Source organism: Lentzea terrae, from assembly GCF_003265345.1.
Taxonomy (GTDB): domain Bacteria; phylum Actinomycetota; class Actinomycetes; order Mycobacteriales; family Pseudonocardiaceae; genus Lentzea; species Lentzea terrae.
Genome location: NZ_QFWW01000015.1, coordinates 25442 through 41798, shown reverse-complemented (window position 1 = coordinate 41798; position 16357 = coordinate 25442). Strand labels below are relative to the sequence as shown.

Genomic DNA, 16357 nt, shown 5'->3' with positions numbered 1-16357 from the left:
ACGGTAAGCCGGACGGGCCGGCTCTGCCAGATTTCTGGAATGGACCGAGGCCCTGGTCAGGGCGACATTCGAGGGGTCCTGTTCCGTTCGAGACCGAGGAGACGTGACATGGCCGGAGCAGACCTGGTGCGCAGGTACGTCGACGCCTTCAACGCTGGTGACCTCTCCGCCCTCGGTCCGTTGTACGCCGAGGACGTGCTGCTCACCGACCCGCTCTCGCCGCAGCCGACCAAGGGCCGCGACGCCGTGGTCGCCACGGCCGCCACGTTCAGACAGGCCTTCCCGGACATGGTGTGGACGCTCACCTGGGAGCCGGTGGTCGCGCACGACGGACTCGCGTGGGAGGCGCACGCGACGGGAACCATGCTCGGCCCGATGCCCGGCCCCGGCGGTGAGATTCCACCGACCGGCAAGGGGTTCGCCGTGGACATGGGCATCTTCTGGACGCTCGGGCCCGACGACCTGATCGCCGAGGAACGCGCGTACTTCGACGGTTCCGGAATGATGGCTCAGGTCGGACTGTCCGGCTGACCGCTCCCTGCGCTGACGACGGCCTCGATCCCCTCGTCCCAGCGGTGCTGTCCCCGCAGGTGCACTCCCCCGATCCACCGGTCGACGCCGTTCAGCGCCACGTGATCCGCCCGCCCGGCAAGCACTTCCGCTCCGGCGGGCGTGAGCTTGAGGGTCGTGTGCCGGTCGATCGGGCCGGACGCGGCGTCGAGCAGCGGGACGGTCGCGCGCGCCAGCCGTTCCATGATCGCGAAGCACCACGTGTCGCCCAGGTAGGGACGCGTCTCCCTGGCAGCGGCGCGAACGAACGCGGTGCCGGCGTCGGACGCACCACCGGCGACGGCGGCCAGCACGCGCCGTTCGGTCAGCGCCAGACCGTCGCGAGTGGACGGATACTCGCGGCCCAGGCGGTCGAACGCCTCGCCGAGGAACCGGAGCTCGCCCGAGCGGGTGGCGGCGATGGCGGCCAGGCCTTTCGGGGCCGGTGCGCGGAATGCGGCCCACGCCCGTGCCGCGAGTTCCAGCGCGGGCGGTGTCAGCCGTGCGCATGCTTTCGTGGCGGGCAGCTCGCGCAACTGGTCCGCGGTCAGCTCGCCGAGACCGCCAAAACGGGCGATGCCCGGATACTCACCGATGCAGATCAGCGTGATGCGTTCGGCCGGCACACCGAGATCCGCCAGCCGGTCGAGGATCTGGATGATCTGCAGCTGGTCGTAGAGGTCCGCCTCGAACCACAGCACGTACTCGCCGTCCCTGGCCGCCTCCAGGGTGCGGTCCCGCTCGGCGAACATGGCCGCGCCCTCGTCGGCGTTGTTCTGCGCGAGGAACTCGGCCCTGATCCGGCGGAGCTCCTCCGGCCCCACGGCAGGCACCGGTCCTTCGTGCAGGGAGTCGCGCCAGTAGACGACCTGCCGCGCGGGCACGTCGGTGCTGTCGCCGTTGCTCACGTGCAACGCCTCGTCGAACGTCATGTCGGTGGTGACCTCCGTTCCAGTGCTGCCAGCCGCAGTTCTAGCTGGTCGATCCGGTGACGCAACAGGGTCACCTGGGCTTCGAGGCCGATCTCGCGCTCGGCCCGCCGCTGGATCCGGGGCGACTTCGCGGCCCGCTCCACGACGGCGTCGAGCGGCACCAGGCGCTGCGGCCCGTTCGGACCGTCGACCAGGCGCGACTCGATCTCGCCGTTGCGGTACCAGGAGCGCAGGGCCGAGCGCGACACCCCGGTCTCCGCCTCGGCCTGCGCGAGCGACACCCACGGCGTCTCGTCCAGCTGCGCGAACAGCCGCAGTTCGTCCTGCCAGCGGGAGAGCCGGTCTTCCCATTCGCCTGACATTGCCACCCCACCCTGTCAGTGACACAGCATTGACATGGTCAATCATAGGCGCGCACGCTGGGTTTCATGTTTGAGAGATTCACCGGGGAGGCCCGCCAGGTCGTCGTCCACGCACAGGAGATCTCGCGGGGGTTGCAGCACAACTACATCGGGACCGAGCACGTGCTGCTCGGCCTGTTCGACGCGCCGGCCGGAGTCGCGGCCAGGGTGCTCCACCGCGCCGGGCTGACCAAGGAGTCGGTGCGGGCCGACGTGATCGAGATCGTCGGCGCCGGCACCGAGCCGCGAAAAGAAGGGCACATCCCCTTCACGCCGCGGGCGAAGAAAGTGCTCGAGCTGTCGTTGCGCGAGGCGCTCGCCCTCAACCACAACCACATCGGCCCGGAACACATCCTGCTGGGCCTGATCAGGGAGGGCGAGGGGGTCGCGGCCAAGGTCCTCGTCCGGCAGGCCGACGACCTGGACCGCGTGCGCAGGCTGGTGCTGGCGGAGATCGCCGAACCGTCCGCCCGCACCCAGAAGTCCACGACGGCGGCGGAAGAGGCGTTCTCCGCCGCATCGGCGCTCGCGGGTGCGGGCCCGGTCGGCAGCCACCACCTGCTGGAGGCGCTGGTCCGCTCCGAGGGCAGCATGGCGGCTCGCGTGCTCGCCGACCTCGGTGTCGACCCGGAAGCCATCGCCGCGAAGATCGACGAGCTCGATCCCGAAGGCACCACGGACGCCACGCCGGAAGAGGCCGCGGCGCGCAAGATGGAGGTGCGGCTGACCGAGGACGAGGTGCAGCTCGTGTTCCGCGACGAACAGACCCTAGACCTGGTCCGGCGCATCACCGAGGTGACCGGCGGCCCGATCCGCGGCACCGGCCCGGTCGCCGGCGACTTCGTGCCGCTGTGGACGTCGACCAACGAGCTGCTGCACAAGCTGCTCGGGTACCTCCAGCCGGTGCAGGAGGAGGAGCCCAAGGGGCTGCTGACCATGATGCGCAAGGTGATGCGGGACCGCCTACGACGCGCCTAGGCCGCTCGTCGGAACGCCGGTTCCCGCGGTGACCAGGACGTGGTTGACCTCAGCCACCTGGTTCACCGCGGGACCGTCCCGTGCTCGCCAACGCGGTGCTCAGCCTCGGAGAGCCCACCGCTGGTTCGTTCCGCCGTGACACGACCAGAGAATGACTTTCGTGCCGTTGGTCGTGCCGCCGCCGTTGGCGTCCAGGCACAGACCTGACTGCACGCCGGAGATGGTGCCGTTCGAGTTGACGTTCCACTGCTGGTTCGCACCGCCGTGGCAGTCCCAGATGATCACCTGGGTGCCGTTGGTGGTGCCCTGGCCGTTGGCGTCAAGGCACTTGTTGCCGTAGATCTGCAACCTCTTGTCCGCCGTCTGGGTCCAGCGCTGCCGGTCGGCGCCCTGGCAGTCCGCCAGTTGCGTCTGGGTGCCGTTCGTGCCGGCCGGCGCGTCGACGCACCGGTTGGACTGGCTGCCGACGATCTGCACGCCCGGCCGCGAGTTGGCTGGTGCGTAGCCGGCCGCGGTGATGTTGGCCTGCACGGCGTCCTCGGTGGCGTTCGACGGATAGCCGGAGGTGAGCACCCCCTCGAAGAACGTGCCGGCGCCGGTGACGCTGTTGTCGCCGCCGATGCCGAGGAGGATCGCGCCCTGCTTCTTCATCGGGTGGTAGCCGTTGGGACGCGGGCCGTCGAACATCGTCGACAGGCCGCCCGACTGCGCGTTGCCGCCGCGGATCGCCCAGTGGTTCGGCTCGCCCTTGACGATCGCCGTCACGAAGCGGTGGTTGATGGTCGGGTTCCTGTTGTACCCGGCGTTCACACCGGAGAACAGCCCCCACTCCAGGTCGGCCATGATCCACGGGCCGGGACCGTCGCCGTAGCCCCACTGCTTGCTGGATCCGAAGTAGACGGTCTCCATGATGGCGGGGCTGTCGGCGGTGTTGGTCGTCTGCGCGTTGCCGTAGTCGAAGCAGCACCACTGGTTGTAGTGCTGGCCGTCGACGACCGCGTAGATGCCTTCCGGCTGGTCACCGGTCGCGACGCCGTTCGTCCTGTTGTTGCGGTAGCCGGTGCCTGGCGAGATGCGGACGCCATAGGCCTTCTGACCGCCGACGCTGATCGGTGCGGCCTTCGCGTCGGCGAGCTTGTCCCATCCGCCGGGCTCGGGCCCCTTCCAGTAGCCAGGAGGTGCCTGGGTGAGGTGGTTACCCCGGCCCGACTGGTCGTAGATGATGCCGATGAGACAGGTCGCGGTGGCGCAGAACGCGTCCTGGGCGGCGCTGTCGGCCACACCGCCCGCGCTGAGCACACCGACGTCCCGCGTGGCGTTGTCCGAGGACCTTCTGACTTGGTAGAGCGGGCCGTTGTAGTTGCCGTACAACGCCCTAGTGGTGCTGTGCGCGGCCACGCAGGGCGTGCCGCCGGTGGCATAGATGTCGCACGGACCGGATGCTGCCGCCCGTGCGCTCGGCTCTTCGGGAAGAGCGATGGCGGAGGCGGTGAGCGCGAGTGACGCCGCAACGGCGATGGTGAAGCGGCTTGATCGACCCTTCATACCTGTCGATGCCTTCCATTGGGATGCCCCAGATCGAACCGGTTCGTCGAAACCCGAGGAGTGGGCTGAGTACCGTCAACTGCTCAACATCCCTCAGTTGACGGTACCCGGCAAGGCGCACCCGTCGAACGAAGACGTCTATGGTCGAACCGATTCGATGGAGTCGGCCAGTACCAGGCCGCTGGTCGGGACGCCGGTGCCCGCGGTGACCAGGACGTGGTTCACCTCAGCCACCTGGTTCACCGCGGTGCCGCGCACCTGCCGGACACCCTCGGCGATGCCGTTCATGCCGTGCAGGTAGGCCTCACCGAGCTGACCGCCGTGCGGGTTGAGCGGCAACGTCCCGTCCAGTTCCAGCGCACCCGACGCCACGAAGTCCTTGGCCTCGCCCCTTCCGCAGAAACCCAGCTCTTCGAGTTGAACGAGGACGAACGGTGTGAAGTGGTCGTAGAGCACCGCGACGTCCACATCGGACGGACCGATGCCCGACTTCTCCCACAGGCCTCGCGCCACCACGCCCATCTCGGGCAACCTGGTCAGGTCGTCGCGGTAGTAGCTGGTCATCGTGAACTGGTCCACGCTGCTGCCCTGCGTGGCAGCCTTGATGTGCGCGGGCTTGTTCGGCAGGTCGCGGGCGCGTTCTGGTGAAGTGACGACGATGGCCACGCCACCGTCGGTCTCCTGACAACAGTCGAGCAACCGCAACGGTTCCGAAATCCACCGAGACGCCTGGTGGTCGTCGAGCGTGATCGGCCGGTTGTGGAACCAGGCGTGCGGGTTGGTGGCGGCGTGCTTGCGGTCGATCACGGCGATCCGGCCGAAGTCTTCGCTCGTGGCGCCGTACTCGTGCATGTACCGCCGGGCGAACATCGCGACCATCGCGGCCGGCGTGCCCAGCCCCATCGGATACGACCAGCTGTTGTCGATGTTCACCGCCGCCGCCGTCTGCACCTGGCCGAACCGGTGCCCGGACCGTTCGTTGAACGCGCGGTAGCACACGACGACCTTCGCCGCACCGGTCTCGACCGCCATCGCGGCCTGCTGCACCGTCGCGCAGGCCGCGCCGCCGCCGTAGTGGACGCGGCTGAAGAACGTCAGCTCCGGGATGCCCAGCTCGCGCGCCACCGCGATCTCGGCGTTGGTGTCCATGGTGAAGCTGACCAGACCGTCCACATCAGACGGTTCCAGCCCGGCGTCCTGCAGTGCGGCCCGGACAGCTTCCGCGGCCAGCTGCAGTTCGCTGCGCCCGGAGTCCTTGGAGAAGTCGGTCGCGCCGATTCCCACGATCGCGGCGGTCATGCCGGCACCTCGATCTTCACTGTTCCGGTGACGTGGTCACCGTGCCCGGTCCTGCCGACGACCTCGATGGTCAGGTCCTGATCGCTTCTGCCTATCACCTGGCCGAAGAACTTCAGCGTGTCGTAGGCGTAGCAGGGCGCGCCGAGCCGGATGTTCACCTGACGCACCAACGCCTCCGGGCCCGCCCAGTCCGTGACGTACCGCTGCACCAGGCCGGTGGTGGTCAGGATGTTGATGAAGATGTCCTTCGACCCGCGCTGGATCGCCAGGTCGCGGTCGTGGTGCACGTCCTGGAAGTCCCGCGTCGCGATCGCGGTGCTGATCACGAACGTGGGCGTGGCCTCGACGTGCCACTCCGGCAGGGAATCACCGATCCGCACGGGGCCTCCAGCTCGGCATCGTCAGTTCGTCGTCGACCTTCGTGAACACGACCTCGACCGGTAGCCCGATGCTCGGTTCGCCGTCGAGCTCGCCGAGCATCCGCACGCCCTCGTCCAGTTCGACCAGGGCGACGACGAACGGGGTCTGCTTGCCCGGCACCTGCGGGTGGTGGTGCACGACGTAGCTGTAGACCACGCCGCGGCCGTCCGAGACGAGGTACTTCGGTTTGGTGGCACCGCATTCCGGGCACATCGGGCCGGGTGGGTGGCGCAGCAGGCCGCAACCGCCGCAGCGTTGGATGCGCAGCTCACCTTCCCGGCAGCCGTCCCAGAAGTACTCGGTGTCGCGGTTGATCGAGGGCCTGATCGCCTGTGCTTTTGGTGCTTCTGGTTGCTGCACCGCTTTCTCGGCCGGGCGGAACTTCAACACCCGGAACCGCATCTCGGCCACCGGCTCGTCCCCGACGTACCAGGTACTCCTCGTCGTGACGAACCAACCCTCGCCCAGCGCCGTCTTCTTCGGCCCCGTCACGTCCTCCAACGTCGACGTCACCGACAGGTGCTCACCCACGCGCAAATACCGGTGGTACGTCTGGTCGCTGTTCGTCGCCACGACCGACGTGAACCCGGCCTCGTCCAGGATCTTCATCATCGCGCCGAGCGGGTCGTCCAGCGTGCGCTGCCCGTGCAGCCCACCCATCGTCCACACCTGGACCATCGCGGGCGGCGCGACCTCGGTGTAGCCGGGATGCCGGTCGCCGAGCGCCTCCAGCCAGTTGTTGATCATCGGCAGGTTGACCGGATCCCGCGCCAGCCGTGGCGCCGACTCGCCCTGTTCGGCGATGCGCGCCGCTTCTTTCTCGATGTCGATCATCGCACCACCCGTGGTAGGCCGAGCCCGATGTTCGCGATCAGCTCGCGCTGGATCTCGTTCACGCCCCCGCCGAACGTGAGCACGAGGTTGCGGCGCGCCTGCACGTCCAGCCACCGCACCAGTTCCGCGTCGGCGCCGTGCCGTCCGACCAGCTCGTCCAGCAGCCTGCCGACGCGCTGGGTGCGGTCCGCGGCGAACACCTTGGTCGCCGAAGCGTCCGCAACCGACACCTCGCCGCTCGCGACCTGCCAGTTGAGCAGCTCGTTCACCCGGTGCACGGCCCGCGCCTCCGCCAACGCCCGGCGCACGTCCGGCAGATCGAGCAACTCGCGTTCGGCGGCCCAGCTGTGGACCCGCTCGAGCAGCGCGCCGAGCCTGCCGGACGGCCCGAGCATCACGCGCTCGTGGTTGAGCTGGGTGGTGATCAGCCGCCAGCCCTTGTCCTCCTCGCCCACTCGCCTGTTCAAAGGCACTCGCACGTCGTTGTAGTAGGTCGCGTTGACGTGATGTGCGCCGTCGCACGTGATGATCGGCGTCCACGAGTAGCCGGGGTCCTGGGTGTCGACGATCAGGATCGTGATGCCCTTGTGCCGCGAGTCCGGCGCACCGGTGCGGCAGGCCAGCCACACGTAGTCGGCGTCGTGCCCGCCCGTCGTGAACGTCTTCTGCCCGTTGACGACGTAGTGATCACCATCGCGAACCGCCTTGGTGCGCAACGCGGCCAGGTCGGTGCCCGCCTCCGGTTCGGTGTAGCCGATGGCGAAGTGGAGGTCGCCGCTGAGGATGCGCGGCAGGAAGAAGTCCTTCTGCTCCTGCGTGCCGAACGCCTGCAACGTCGGCCCGACCGTCTGCAGCGTCACGTACGGCAGCGGGACGTCCGCGCGCGCCGCCTCGTTGACGAAGATCTGCTGCTCGACCGGCCCGAAGCCGAGGCCCCCGTACTCGACCGGCCACCCGACGCCGAGCCTGCCGTCGCGTCCGAGCCTGCGCACCAGCTCGCGGTAGGTCGCGCCGTGCCGTTCGGTCAGCATCGCCTCGCGTTCCAGCGGCGACATGACGCCGGCGAAGTACTCGCGCAGCTCGTCGCGCAGTTTCCGTTGTGCGGCGGTGAGATCAATGAACATCGATGGCCCCCAAGCGGTGCTCCACTCCGCCGACGAACCGCGTCAGCTCCTTGGCCATGCCGTAGTAGCGGTGCATCGGGTAGGTGATGTCGAGACCGAGTCCGCCGTGCAGGTGGTGGCAGGTGTGAACGGCGGGCAGCGCTTCCGCCGCCAACCAGTACGCCGCAACATCAAGATCGCCCTCGTCGAGGCTCCAGCACGCAGTCAACGTCGCCAGGTGCAGGGTGCGGGACGCGATGTAGACGTCCGCGACCTGGCACGCAGCTGCTTGGAACGTCGACAGCGGCTTGCCGAACTGGTGGCGGGTGCCAACGTGCTGCACGGTCAGATCAAGCGCTCCGGCAAGCACACCGTCCGCCACCGCACACGCCCCGGCCAGGGCGAACCGGCGCAAATCCGCGCCGTGCAACTCGTCCCCGCGGGCACCGTCGAGGCGCACCGTTCCGTCCGAAATGGACACACCTGACTGCGCCGGATCCACGACGAAGACCCCGGCGTCGGTGCTGACGAGAATCCGTCGCGCCTCGGCTGCGTGCGGCACGTTGATCTTCACACCGGAAATGCCGTCCGGTCCCGCCGTCGTGCTCGGCCGGGCCGGTAGCGGTGCCGACGGCTCGCTCAATGCGGCCGTCAGCACGCCGTGCTGCTCGCTCACCAGCGGCAGCAACTCGTCCTGCTGCTCGGGAGTGCCGTGTGCGACGATCGGCAGCACGCCCAACGCGAGCGTCGCCAGCGCCGGCACGTCCACTGCCCGCCGCCCGACCTCGGTGAGCAGCACGGCGGTTTCCAGCACGCCGAGCCCATCGCCACCCAGTCGTTCCGGTACGGCCAGGGACAGCAATCCCGCCTCTCCCAAGGCTTTCCAGGGGGTGTCGCTCTCCCTGCCCAGCACGTCGGCCGCCAACCGCGCGATCTCCAGTTGGGTTTCATCAAGACTGAAGTCCATCAAGGCTCCCTCGGCAGACCGAGAATTCGCTCTCCCGCCAGGTTCATCAGCACCTGCGTGGTCCCGCCCGCGATGCTCAGACACCGCGTGAGCAGGAACTCGTAGATCTCCTGACCGTTCACCGCACCGTCCGGCCCGAGCAGCTCGACCGCGAACTCCGCGACGTCCTGCCGTTGCCGCACCCCGACCAGCTTCCGCACGCTGGACTCCGCGCCCGGCTCCTGTCCGCTCAGCACCCGCAGACTCGCGCGCTGGTCCAGCGTCGCGACCGCGAGCCCTTGCGCCACCAGCTCTCCCAGCCGTTCCGCGTGGTCAGCGGCAACGTCCGACTGCAAAACCCGTTCGAGCGACTCGCCCAGGGACGACCCCATCGCGACCCGTTCGTTCGCGAGGGTCGTGCGCGCCAGCCGCCACCCGTCGTTCACGGAACCGACCACGCACGAGTCGGGCACGAACACGTCGTCCAGGAAGACCTCGTTGAACCGGGCGTCGCCGGTGATCTCCCGCAACGGCCGGATCTCGACGCCGGACGACCGCATGTCCACCAGGAAGTACGTGATGCCCTTGTGCTTCGGCACCGACGAGTCCGTGCGGGCCAGGCAGATCGCCCAGTCGGCCTCGTGCGCGAGTGACGTCCACACCTTCTGCCCGGTGATCCGCCAGCCGCCGTCCACCCGGACGGCCTTGGTGCGCAACGACGCCAGGTCCGACCCGGCCTCCGGCTCGCTGAACAGCTGACACCAGGTGAGCGAGCCGCGCAGGGTCGGCCGCACGAACCGTTCCTGCTGCTCAGGCGTTCCGTGCCGGAGGATCGTCGGCCCTGCCCAGCCGCCGATCACCAGGTCCGGCCGGCGCACCCCGGCGCGAGCGAACTCGTCGTCGATCACCAACTGCCGGGCCGGGTCGGCGTCCAGCCCGTACGGCCGCGGCCAGTGCGGCACGAGATAACCGCTGTCCGCCAGCCGTTCCCGCTGCTCCGCCACGTCCAACTGAGCGAGCTCCGCTGCGAACGCCCGCACCTCGGGATCACCCGAGAACTCGACCGCGTGCGACCGCCGCATCCCCTGCAACGCCAGTTCCGCGACGCGCCGCCGCCACCGCGCGACACCGCCCGCCAACTGCTGCAAGGCCAACGCCCGGCGCAGATAGCGGTGCGCGTCGTGCTCCCAGGTGAAACCGATTCCACCCAGGACCTGGATGCAGTCCTTGGCATTCCGGACCGCCGCGTCCAGGGCGACGGCCGCCGCAACCGCGGCAGCCAGCGGATGTTCGTCCTCACCGACCGACGAAGCCGCGTCCCACGCGACCGACGAAGCCTGCTCGGCCCGGCACAGCATCTCCACGCACAGGTGCTTCACGGCCTGGAACGACCCGATCGCACGCCCGAACTGCTGACGCTGCTTGGCATACGAGACCGCGGTGTTCAGGCACCACGCCGCGACGCCGCTCGCCTCGGTCGCCATCAACGTCACCGCGAGGTCCGTCGGATCAGCGACCGCAACCCCCGGCGAGTTCACCACCACCGACCCCAGCGACCGCGAGAGGTCCACCGCGTCCAGCGGCGTCACGGTCACGTCAGCAGCCGGCACGAGCATCCAGGAGTCCGTCCGCACCAGCAGATGCGTCGCCTCGGCCGCACCGATCACGTGTTGAGACGAAAATCCGAACCCGGCGACTCCCTCGAAACCGGGCTGCAGCACCGACACCAGCGCCGTGGGCAGCAACGGCCCCGGCACCAGGTTCTCGGCCGCCCGCTCCAGCATCACCGCGAGATCGGCGACCGTGCCGCCCTCCCGCGTCACCTCGAAGAACCCGACCCGGACGAGGTCGGCCCACTCGCCCTTGGCCGCGTCCACGCTGTCGCGCAACGCGCGTTGTTCCCCGGTCGTGGCGATCGGCATGCAGCCTCCTCCAATACGTGAAGGAGTTTATAGAACGTGTTCTAATTCTAGCAACAGATCATGGCCGGGATACCGATCGAGTATGATGCGGAGGCAGCTGCAACACGTTTCAGGAGGATCATCTCCGTGTCACCTTCGAAGTCGCGCACGGACGCGCTCATGGCGGGCGAGGAGCTCAGCTCCGCGGCCCAGCGCGAGCGCCGCAAGCGGATCGTCGACGCGACCATCGCGCTGGCGTCCAAGGGCGGGTTCGACGCCGTCCAGATGCGCGCCGTGGCCGACCGGGCGGACGTCGCCCTGGGCACGTTGTACCGCTACTTCCCGTCGAAGGTCCACCTGCTCGTGTCCAGCCTCGGCGTGGAACTGGAGCGCGCCCAGGAGAAGATGGACCGCGCCACCGTCCCCGGCGACAGCCCCTACGAGCGCGTGCTGTTCGTGCTCGGCCGCATCACCCGCGGCCTGCAGCGCAACCCGCACCTCACCGAGGCGATGACGCGCGCGTTCACCTTCGCCGACGCCTCCGCGGGCGCCGAGGTCGACCGCGTGGCGTGGCTGATGGAGAGCATGTTCACCCGCGCGATGAGCGACGAGGAGCCGACCGACGAGCAGAAGGCCATCGCGCGCGTGATCGGCGACGTGTGGCTGTCGAACCTGGTCGCCTGGGTCACCCGTCGCGCCACGGCCACCGACGTCGCGAACCGCCTCGAGCTCACGGTGCGCCTGCTGCTGAAGTAGGTCGTCCTGCGGGATGACCCCGGAGTCACACCCCCGAACGATGCCGGTGCACGCCGTGCGCCCTACCGTCTGTCCTATGAAGACGCTCGTGGTGGTACTCGGCCTGCTGGCCGTGATCGCCGGTGGCACGGTTTTCCTGGTGCAGCAGTTCGGTGGCTGGAACACGCTGGTCGGCAAGGCCTGGGCCGTCACCTACGAGGTGACGACCGAACCGGCCGCCGACCTGCCCATGCGGATCGAGTACCTGGAGAACCCCGACCGCTACCGGAAGGAATCGCCGCACGTCATCTCGAAGGCCACCACCGTCCCGTTCCAGTACGAGGCGGTCATCAACGCCGGTGAGAAGGCAGAAGTCAGCGCGACTCCTGCCGGCAACCAGGTGCTGACGTGCCGCATCCTGCTCGACGGCGTGAAGGTGCTCACGAGCGCGACGGCCAAACCCGGCGAGAAGGTTACCTGCGAGACGGTGACCGCGAGCTGAGCTCACGCGGGCAGCATCGGTGCGGCCGCGAGGCCGAGTGGACGTTCGGCGAACGCCCGCTCCGCATCCACGGCGTAGCAGCGGTTCTCGCTCGCGTCGCCCAGGACCGAGTCGACCCAGCCCTGGACCGACGCGAGAGTGTCCGCCTCCCACAGGCAGGTCACGAGGCTCAGGTCCTGGGCAGGGTAGAACTGGAGCACCTTGACGCTCGTGGGAGCGCCGTCGCCGGAGATGAGCCGCTGCCCGCGCTGCAAGGCGTTCTCGGGGTTCTTGATGTGGTGGTGGACGATGACGTACATGACGTGCCTCCTCGTGCTGGAACCGATGGGCACGACGCTAGGCAGGACGGACCAGGGCCCGCCTCGCTCGGACTGACCAATCCCGGTTCGAGGCCGGTCACCAGGATTGACCACGAGCCTCACGCGAGGTGGTGCTCGTGGGCGAACGCGCTCGCGGCCGTCCGCGACGAGACTCCGAGCTTGCCGAAGATGTTCTGCAGGTGCCGGGCGACGGTGTGCTCGCTCAGGAACAGCGTCGCGGCGATCTGGCGGTTGCTGCGGCCGGTCGCCACCAGGCGGAGCACCTCGACCTCGCGGTCGCTGAGGCCGTGCCGGTCGTCCGGCGCGAGCGCGGCGAGCTCCGGTCGTGCGCCGAGTGCCGTGAACGTCTCCAGTGCCGCTTGCAGTTCCAGGGCGCAGGACTCGGGGTCGCCCAGCGAGGCGCACGCCCGTGCGATCAGCACCCGGCTGCGGGCAGCGTCGTGCGGCGCCTCGATCTGGTGCCAGGTCTGCCACGCCCGGCGTGCCTCGGTCAGCGCGGCCTCGAAGTCGCCCGTCGCCAACGCCAACGCCGCGCGGGCGTGCCAGAACATCGCGTTGATGGCCTCGTTCTCCTGCTGCTGAGCGATCTCGCGGAGGTCGCGGCACGCACCGGCAGCCGCGTCGAGGTCGCCTGCGGCCAGCATGATCTCGACGTAAGCCGGCAGGAGTGCGACGCGCGGCAGCCCGCGGGTCGTCTCCGCCACGGCCCTGCGGACCATCGCGGCCGCGACGTCGGGTTTCCCCTGCGCCAGCCGCAAGAGCGCGTGCCCGGGTTGCGGTTCCCTGCCCAGGGAACTGGCCCGGCGGTACGACTCCTCGGCCGCGCCGAACTCCCCGCGCAGGCGGTGCACCTCACCTTCGCGATAAGCCGCGTCACCTCGCGCCCGCTCGTTCAGGGCACCCCGAGTCAGCTCCTCGCCCACCCGGCCGAGCTCCACGAGCGCCTCGTCCCACGCTCCGCACACCGTCATGACCTCGGCGCGGTGCACCAGACAGACACCCTTGTGCGCCACCATGTTCGGCTGCCGCGCGCACCACCGGGTGAGCGCGGCCGTCCATTCCCTGACCCGGCGCAGCTGGTAGACCTCGCGGCAGAAGGAGATCGTGTTGCAGTAGACGATGCCGGCGACGATCGGCGAGAGTTCGCCCGTGGTGACGGCGACCATCGTCTCGTCGATCAACCGCAGGCCGTCCGGTGCGCGCCCGGCCCGGACGAGCGAATGCCCCTGTTCCATCATGCCCAGCGCGACCAGGTCGTCGTCACCGAAGCGCTCCCCCACCTCGATGATCTCGGCGGCCACCGCGCCCGCCGCTGCGGCCTCGCCGTTGATCAGGTGGTTCAGCATGTCCGTGATCAGCACGTAGCCGCGTTCGGCCACGTCGCGCTGCTCTCGTTCGAGCAGGCGCCGTGCCCGGCCGAACCAGCCCAGTGCGGGCGCCAGCTGCCCGTGGAACAGCAGGCTGTGGCCGATCCAGAACGCGCACCGCAGCGCCCGCATCGGCGCACCGGCCCGCAGGTGGGCCTGATGTGCCTGTTCCAGCGCGTTCACGTACTCGTCGTCGCGGCCGAGCATGTAGGCGGTCTGGGCGAACAGCTCCAGGTCCGCCGCGTCCAGGGGTCCTCCGGTGAACGCGGCGTAGGCGTCCCGCCAGTTCGCCTCGGCGAAGCACCGGCGTCCGAGCTCGAGGTCAGGTTCCACGACCACCTCCGACCGCCGCGTCATCCTGGCACAGGTCACGCCTTTCAGCCGGGTGAAACGACACGGCAGGGCGAACCAGACAAAACGCCCCGATACATCGGATCTCTGGTACTGCAACTCACGTCAACGGCCCCAGATTCGGCATGTTGGCGCATTGACCCATCGGAGCAGTACTGCTTGTGTGGCCCCGAGCACAGGGGGTCACATGACGACCAGCAGACGGCAGTTCTTCGGTCAGGCGGCCGCGGTCTCGGCCGGAGTCGCGTTGACGTCGCCGGCCGTGGAGGCGATCGCGGCGGTCGACGCACCGGCTCCCGGTGTTGTCGAGGTGGCGTTCAGGGTCAACGGCGAGCGGCAGAAGCTCAGCATCGATCCTCGGGTCACGCTGCTCGACGCGCTCAGGGAACGCCTCCAGCTCACCGGCACGAAGAAGGGCTGCGACCGCGGACAGTGCGGCGCGTGCACGGTCCACGTCGACGACCGGCGCGTGCTGTCGTGCCTCACGCTGGCGGCGACGTTGCAGGGCAAGGAAGTCACCACGATCGAGGGCATCGCCGACGGCGACGACCTGCACCCGGTGCAGCGGGCGTTCATCGACCACGACGGCTTCCAGTGCGGGTTCTGCACGTCCGGGCAGATCATGTCGGCGGTCAAGGTGGTCGAGGAACGCGAGGTGCGCACCGACGACCAGATCCGGGAAGCCATGTCCGGCAACATCTGCCGCTGCGGCGCCTACCCGAACATCCTCGACGCGATCAAGCAGGCCAAGGGCGGTGAACGCTGATGCGCGCGTTCGACTACGCCACCCCGTCGTCCGTCACCGACGCGTTGAAGCTCGCCAGGCCGGGGTCCGCGTTCCTGGCCGGCGGCACGACGCTGGTCGACCTGATGAAGCTCGACGTCCTGACGCCGGACCGGGTGATCGACGTCAACGGCCTGCCGCTCAAGGGCATTCGGCTGCACGCCGGCGCGTTGCGGATCGGGGCGCTGGAGCGGATGAGCGACGTGGCCGCGCATCCCGTCGTCACCGCCACCCACCCGATGATCTCGAAAGCACTGCTGCTCAGCGCGTCCGGCCAGCTGCGGAACATGGCGAGCATCGGCGGCAACCTGATGCAGCGCACCCGATGCGACTACTTCCGCGACGTCACGTCGGCCTGCAACAAGCGACTGCCCGGCAGCGGCTGTCCCGCACTGACCGGGATCAACCGCGGCCACGCCATCCTCGGCACGAGCGACTCCTGCGTCGCGACCCACGCCAGCGACGTCGCGGTCGCGTTCGTCGCGCTGGAGGCCCAGGTGGTGCTGCGCGGCAAGGACGGCGACCGGACCGTGCCGCTCGAGGACTTCTACCGCCTGCCCGGCAGCACACCGGAACGCGAGAACGTGCTCGGGCCCGGTGAGCTGATCGCCGAGGTCGTCGTGCCCGTGCTGCCCTGGGCCAGGCACTCGACCTACCTCAAGATCCGCGACCGGCAGTCCTACGAGTTCGCGCTCACGTCCGTCGCGGCCGCGGTCAACCTCAAACGCGGTGTGGTCCAGGACGTCCGGCTCGCCGCGGGCGGTGTCGGCACGAAACCGTGGAGGTTACGGGCGGTCGAGGAAGCGTTGCAGGGCAACGTGGCCGTCGAACGAACCTTCGCCGACGCCGCCGAGTCCGCTGTGGACGGAGTACGGACGTTGCCGCACAACGCGTTCAAGACCAGTCTGTTGAAGCGCACGATCGTCCGCGCCCTGCTCGACGCGGCAGGTGTGCGATGATCGGGCGCTCGGTCGACCGGGTCGACGGCCGCATCAAGGTCACCGGCGCGGCACCGTACGCCGCCGACACCAAGATTCCCGGTGTCGCCTACGGCTACCTGGTCACGAGCACCATCGGCCGCGGCCAGGTCACCGCGATGGACACCGCAGCGGCAATGGCTTCCCCCGGCGTGCTGGCTGTGTACACGCCGTTCAACCCGCTCAAGCTGTTCGCGTACGTCCAGGAGCAGAGCGACGAGCGCTTCCCGCCGTTGCAGGACAAGGAGGTGCGGTTCTTCGGGCAGGCCATCGGGTTCGTCGTCGCGGAGACCTTCGAACAGGCCCGCGACGCCGCCGGGCTGGTCACCGCGACCTACCAGCACCAGCCGCCGGTCACCGAGTTTCCCGGCCGGACCGTCCAGAAATTCGAGGAGGTCGAAGAAGTCGTCGGC

Annotated in this window: 17 protein-coding genes and 2 pseudogenes; 8 read left to right on the top strand and 11 right to left on the bottom strand. The window is 69.1% G+C overall.

Annotation, left to right across the window (positions count from 1 at the left end; genetic code table 11):
- The first annotated feature begins 108 nt into the window (after positions 1–108).
- On the top strand, positions 109–531 hold the full coding sequence (locus DI276_RS20730) for an ester cyclase (protein WP_157984848.1): 423 nt from the start codon (positions 109–111) through the stop codon (positions 529–531).
- On the opposite strand, the gene DI276_RS20725 is transcribed toward DI276_RS20730, so the two are convergent.
- Positions 510–1481, bottom strand: a complete 972-nt coding sequence (locus DI276_RS20725) for a DUF1835 domain-containing protein (RefSeq protein WP_112265895.1) — start codon at positions 1479–1481, stop codon at positions 510–512. The two genes, DI276_RS20730 and DI276_RS20725, sit on opposite strands and share 22 nt — an antisense overlap.
- A complete protein-coding gene (locus DI276_RS20720; RefSeq protein ID WP_112265893.1) occupies positions 1478–1843 on the bottom strand; it encodes an excisionase in 366 nt (121 codons plus the stop codon). Before DI276_RS20720 ends, DI276_RS20725 begins: the two co-directional genes overlap by 4 nt.
- A 66-nt stretch (positions 1844–1909) precedes the next feature.
- Here DI276_RS20720 and DI276_RS52200 point away from each other — a divergent pair.
- Both DI276_RS52200 and DI276_RS52195 read left to right on the top strand, forming a co-directional pair.
- Positions 1910–2329: pseudogene (locus DI276_RS52200) on the top strand (Clp protease N-terminal domain-containing protein); the annotation flags it as partial.
- Complete coding sequence (locus tag DI276_RS52195) at positions 2312–2860, top strand: Clp protease N-terminal domain-containing protein (RefSeq protein ID WP_269814282.1); 549 nt, start codon at positions 2312–2314, stop codon at positions 2858–2860. The pseudogene DI276_RS52200 and the gene DI276_RS52195, both read left to right, overlap by 18 nt.
- A gap of 99 nt (positions 2861–2959) precedes the next feature.
- Here DI276_RS52195 and DI276_RS20710 read toward each other — a convergent pair whose 3' ends face one another.
- The 7 genes from DI276_RS20710 to DI276_RS20680 form a co-directional block, all read right to left on the bottom strand.
- Positions 2960–4405 (bottom strand): arabinofuranosidase catalytic domain-containing protein, encoded by a 1446-nt coding sequence (locus tag DI276_RS20710; protein WP_112265889.1) that lies wholly within the window; start codon positions 4403–4405, stop codon positions 2960–2962.
- A gap of 138 nt (positions 4406–4543) precedes the next feature.
- Positions 4544–5704, bottom strand: coding sequence for a lipid-transfer protein (locus tag DI276_RS20705; RefSeq protein ID WP_112265887.1), 1161 nt, complete (start codon positions 5702–5704; stop codon positions 4544–4546).
- The gene (locus tag DI276_RS20700; protein WP_112265885.1) at positions 5701–6084 is read right to left on the bottom strand and encodes a MaoC family dehydratase; all 384 of its coding nucleotides are present in this window, start codon (positions 6082–6084) and stop codon (positions 5701–5703) included. Before DI276_RS20700 ends, DI276_RS20705 begins: the two co-directional genes overlap by 4 nt.
- Positions 6071–6955 (bottom strand): bifunctional MaoC family dehydratase N-terminal/OB-fold nucleic acid binding domain-containing protein, encoded by an 885-nt coding sequence (locus DI276_RS20695; protein WP_112265977.1) that lies wholly within the window; start codon positions 6953–6955, stop codon positions 6071–6073. Before DI276_RS20695 ends, DI276_RS20700 begins: the two co-directional genes overlap by 14 nt.
- Positions 6955–8082, bottom strand: a complete 1128-nt coding sequence (locus DI276_RS20690; protein WP_112265883.1) for an acyl-CoA dehydrogenase family protein — start codon at positions 8080–8082, stop codon at positions 6955–6957. The genes DI276_RS20695 and DI276_RS20690 overlap by 1 nt, the downstream gene beginning before the upstream one ends.
- Entirely contained in the window at positions 8072–9028 is a 957-nt protein-coding gene (locus DI276_RS20685; protein ID WP_112265881.1) for an acyl-CoA dehydrogenase family protein, read from the bottom strand. The genes DI276_RS20690 and DI276_RS20685 overlap by 11 nt, the downstream gene beginning before the upstream one ends.
- On the bottom strand, positions 9028–10929 hold the full coding sequence (locus DI276_RS20680) for an acyl-CoA dehydrogenase family protein (RefSeq protein ID WP_112265879.1): 1902 nt from the start codon (positions 10927–10929) through the stop codon (positions 9028–9030). The genes DI276_RS20685 and DI276_RS20680 overlap by 1 nt, the downstream gene beginning before the upstream one ends.
- A 159-nt stretch (positions 10930–11088) precedes the next feature.
- On the opposite strand from DI276_RS20680, the gene kstR reads away from it, so the two are divergent.
- Entirely contained in the window at positions 11089–11664 is a 576-nt protein-coding gene (kstR, locus tag DI276_RS20675) for a cholesterol catabolism transcriptional regulator KstR (RefSeq protein WP_232836801.1), read from the top strand.
- 76 nt (positions 11665–11740) lie between these two features.
- Entirely contained in the window at positions 11741–12145 is a 405-nt protein-coding gene (locus DI276_RS20670; protein WP_112265875.1) for a hypothetical protein, read from the top strand.
- 2 nt (positions 12146–12147) lie between these two features.
- On the opposite strand, the gene DI276_RS20665 is transcribed toward DI276_RS20670, so the two are convergent.
- Both DI276_RS20665 and DI276_RS20660 read right to left on the bottom strand, forming a co-directional pair.
- A complete protein-coding gene (locus DI276_RS20665; RefSeq protein WP_112265873.1) occupies positions 12148–12444 on the bottom strand; it encodes a hypothetical protein in 297 nt (98 codons plus the stop codon).
- A 119-nt stretch (positions 12445–12563) separates the two neighbouring features.
- Entirely contained in the window at positions 12564–14165 is a 1602-nt protein-coding gene (locus DI276_RS20660; RefSeq protein WP_198680787.1) for a helix-turn-helix transcriptional regulator, read from the bottom strand.
- A gap of 205 nt (positions 14166–14370) precedes the next feature.
- On the opposite strand from DI276_RS20660, the gene DI276_RS20655 reads away from it, so the two are divergent.
- From DI276_RS20655 to DI276_RS53430, 3 genes and pseudogenes are all read left to right on the top strand, one after another.
- Entirely contained in the window at positions 14371–14949 is a 579-nt protein-coding gene (locus DI276_RS20655; protein WP_112265869.1) for a (2Fe-2S)-binding protein, read from the top strand.
- Positions 14949–15926, top strand: coding sequence for an FAD binding domain-containing protein (locus DI276_RS20650; RefSeq protein WP_112265867.1), 978 nt, complete (start codon positions 14949–14951; stop codon positions 15924–15926). The genes DI276_RS20655 and DI276_RS20650 overlap by 1 nt, the downstream gene beginning before the upstream one ends.
- Positions 15923–16357, top strand: a pseudogene (locus DI276_RS53430) (xanthine dehydrogenase family protein molybdopterin-binding subunit); the annotation flags it as partial. The gene DI276_RS20650 and the pseudogene DI276_RS53430, both read left to right, overlap by 4 nt.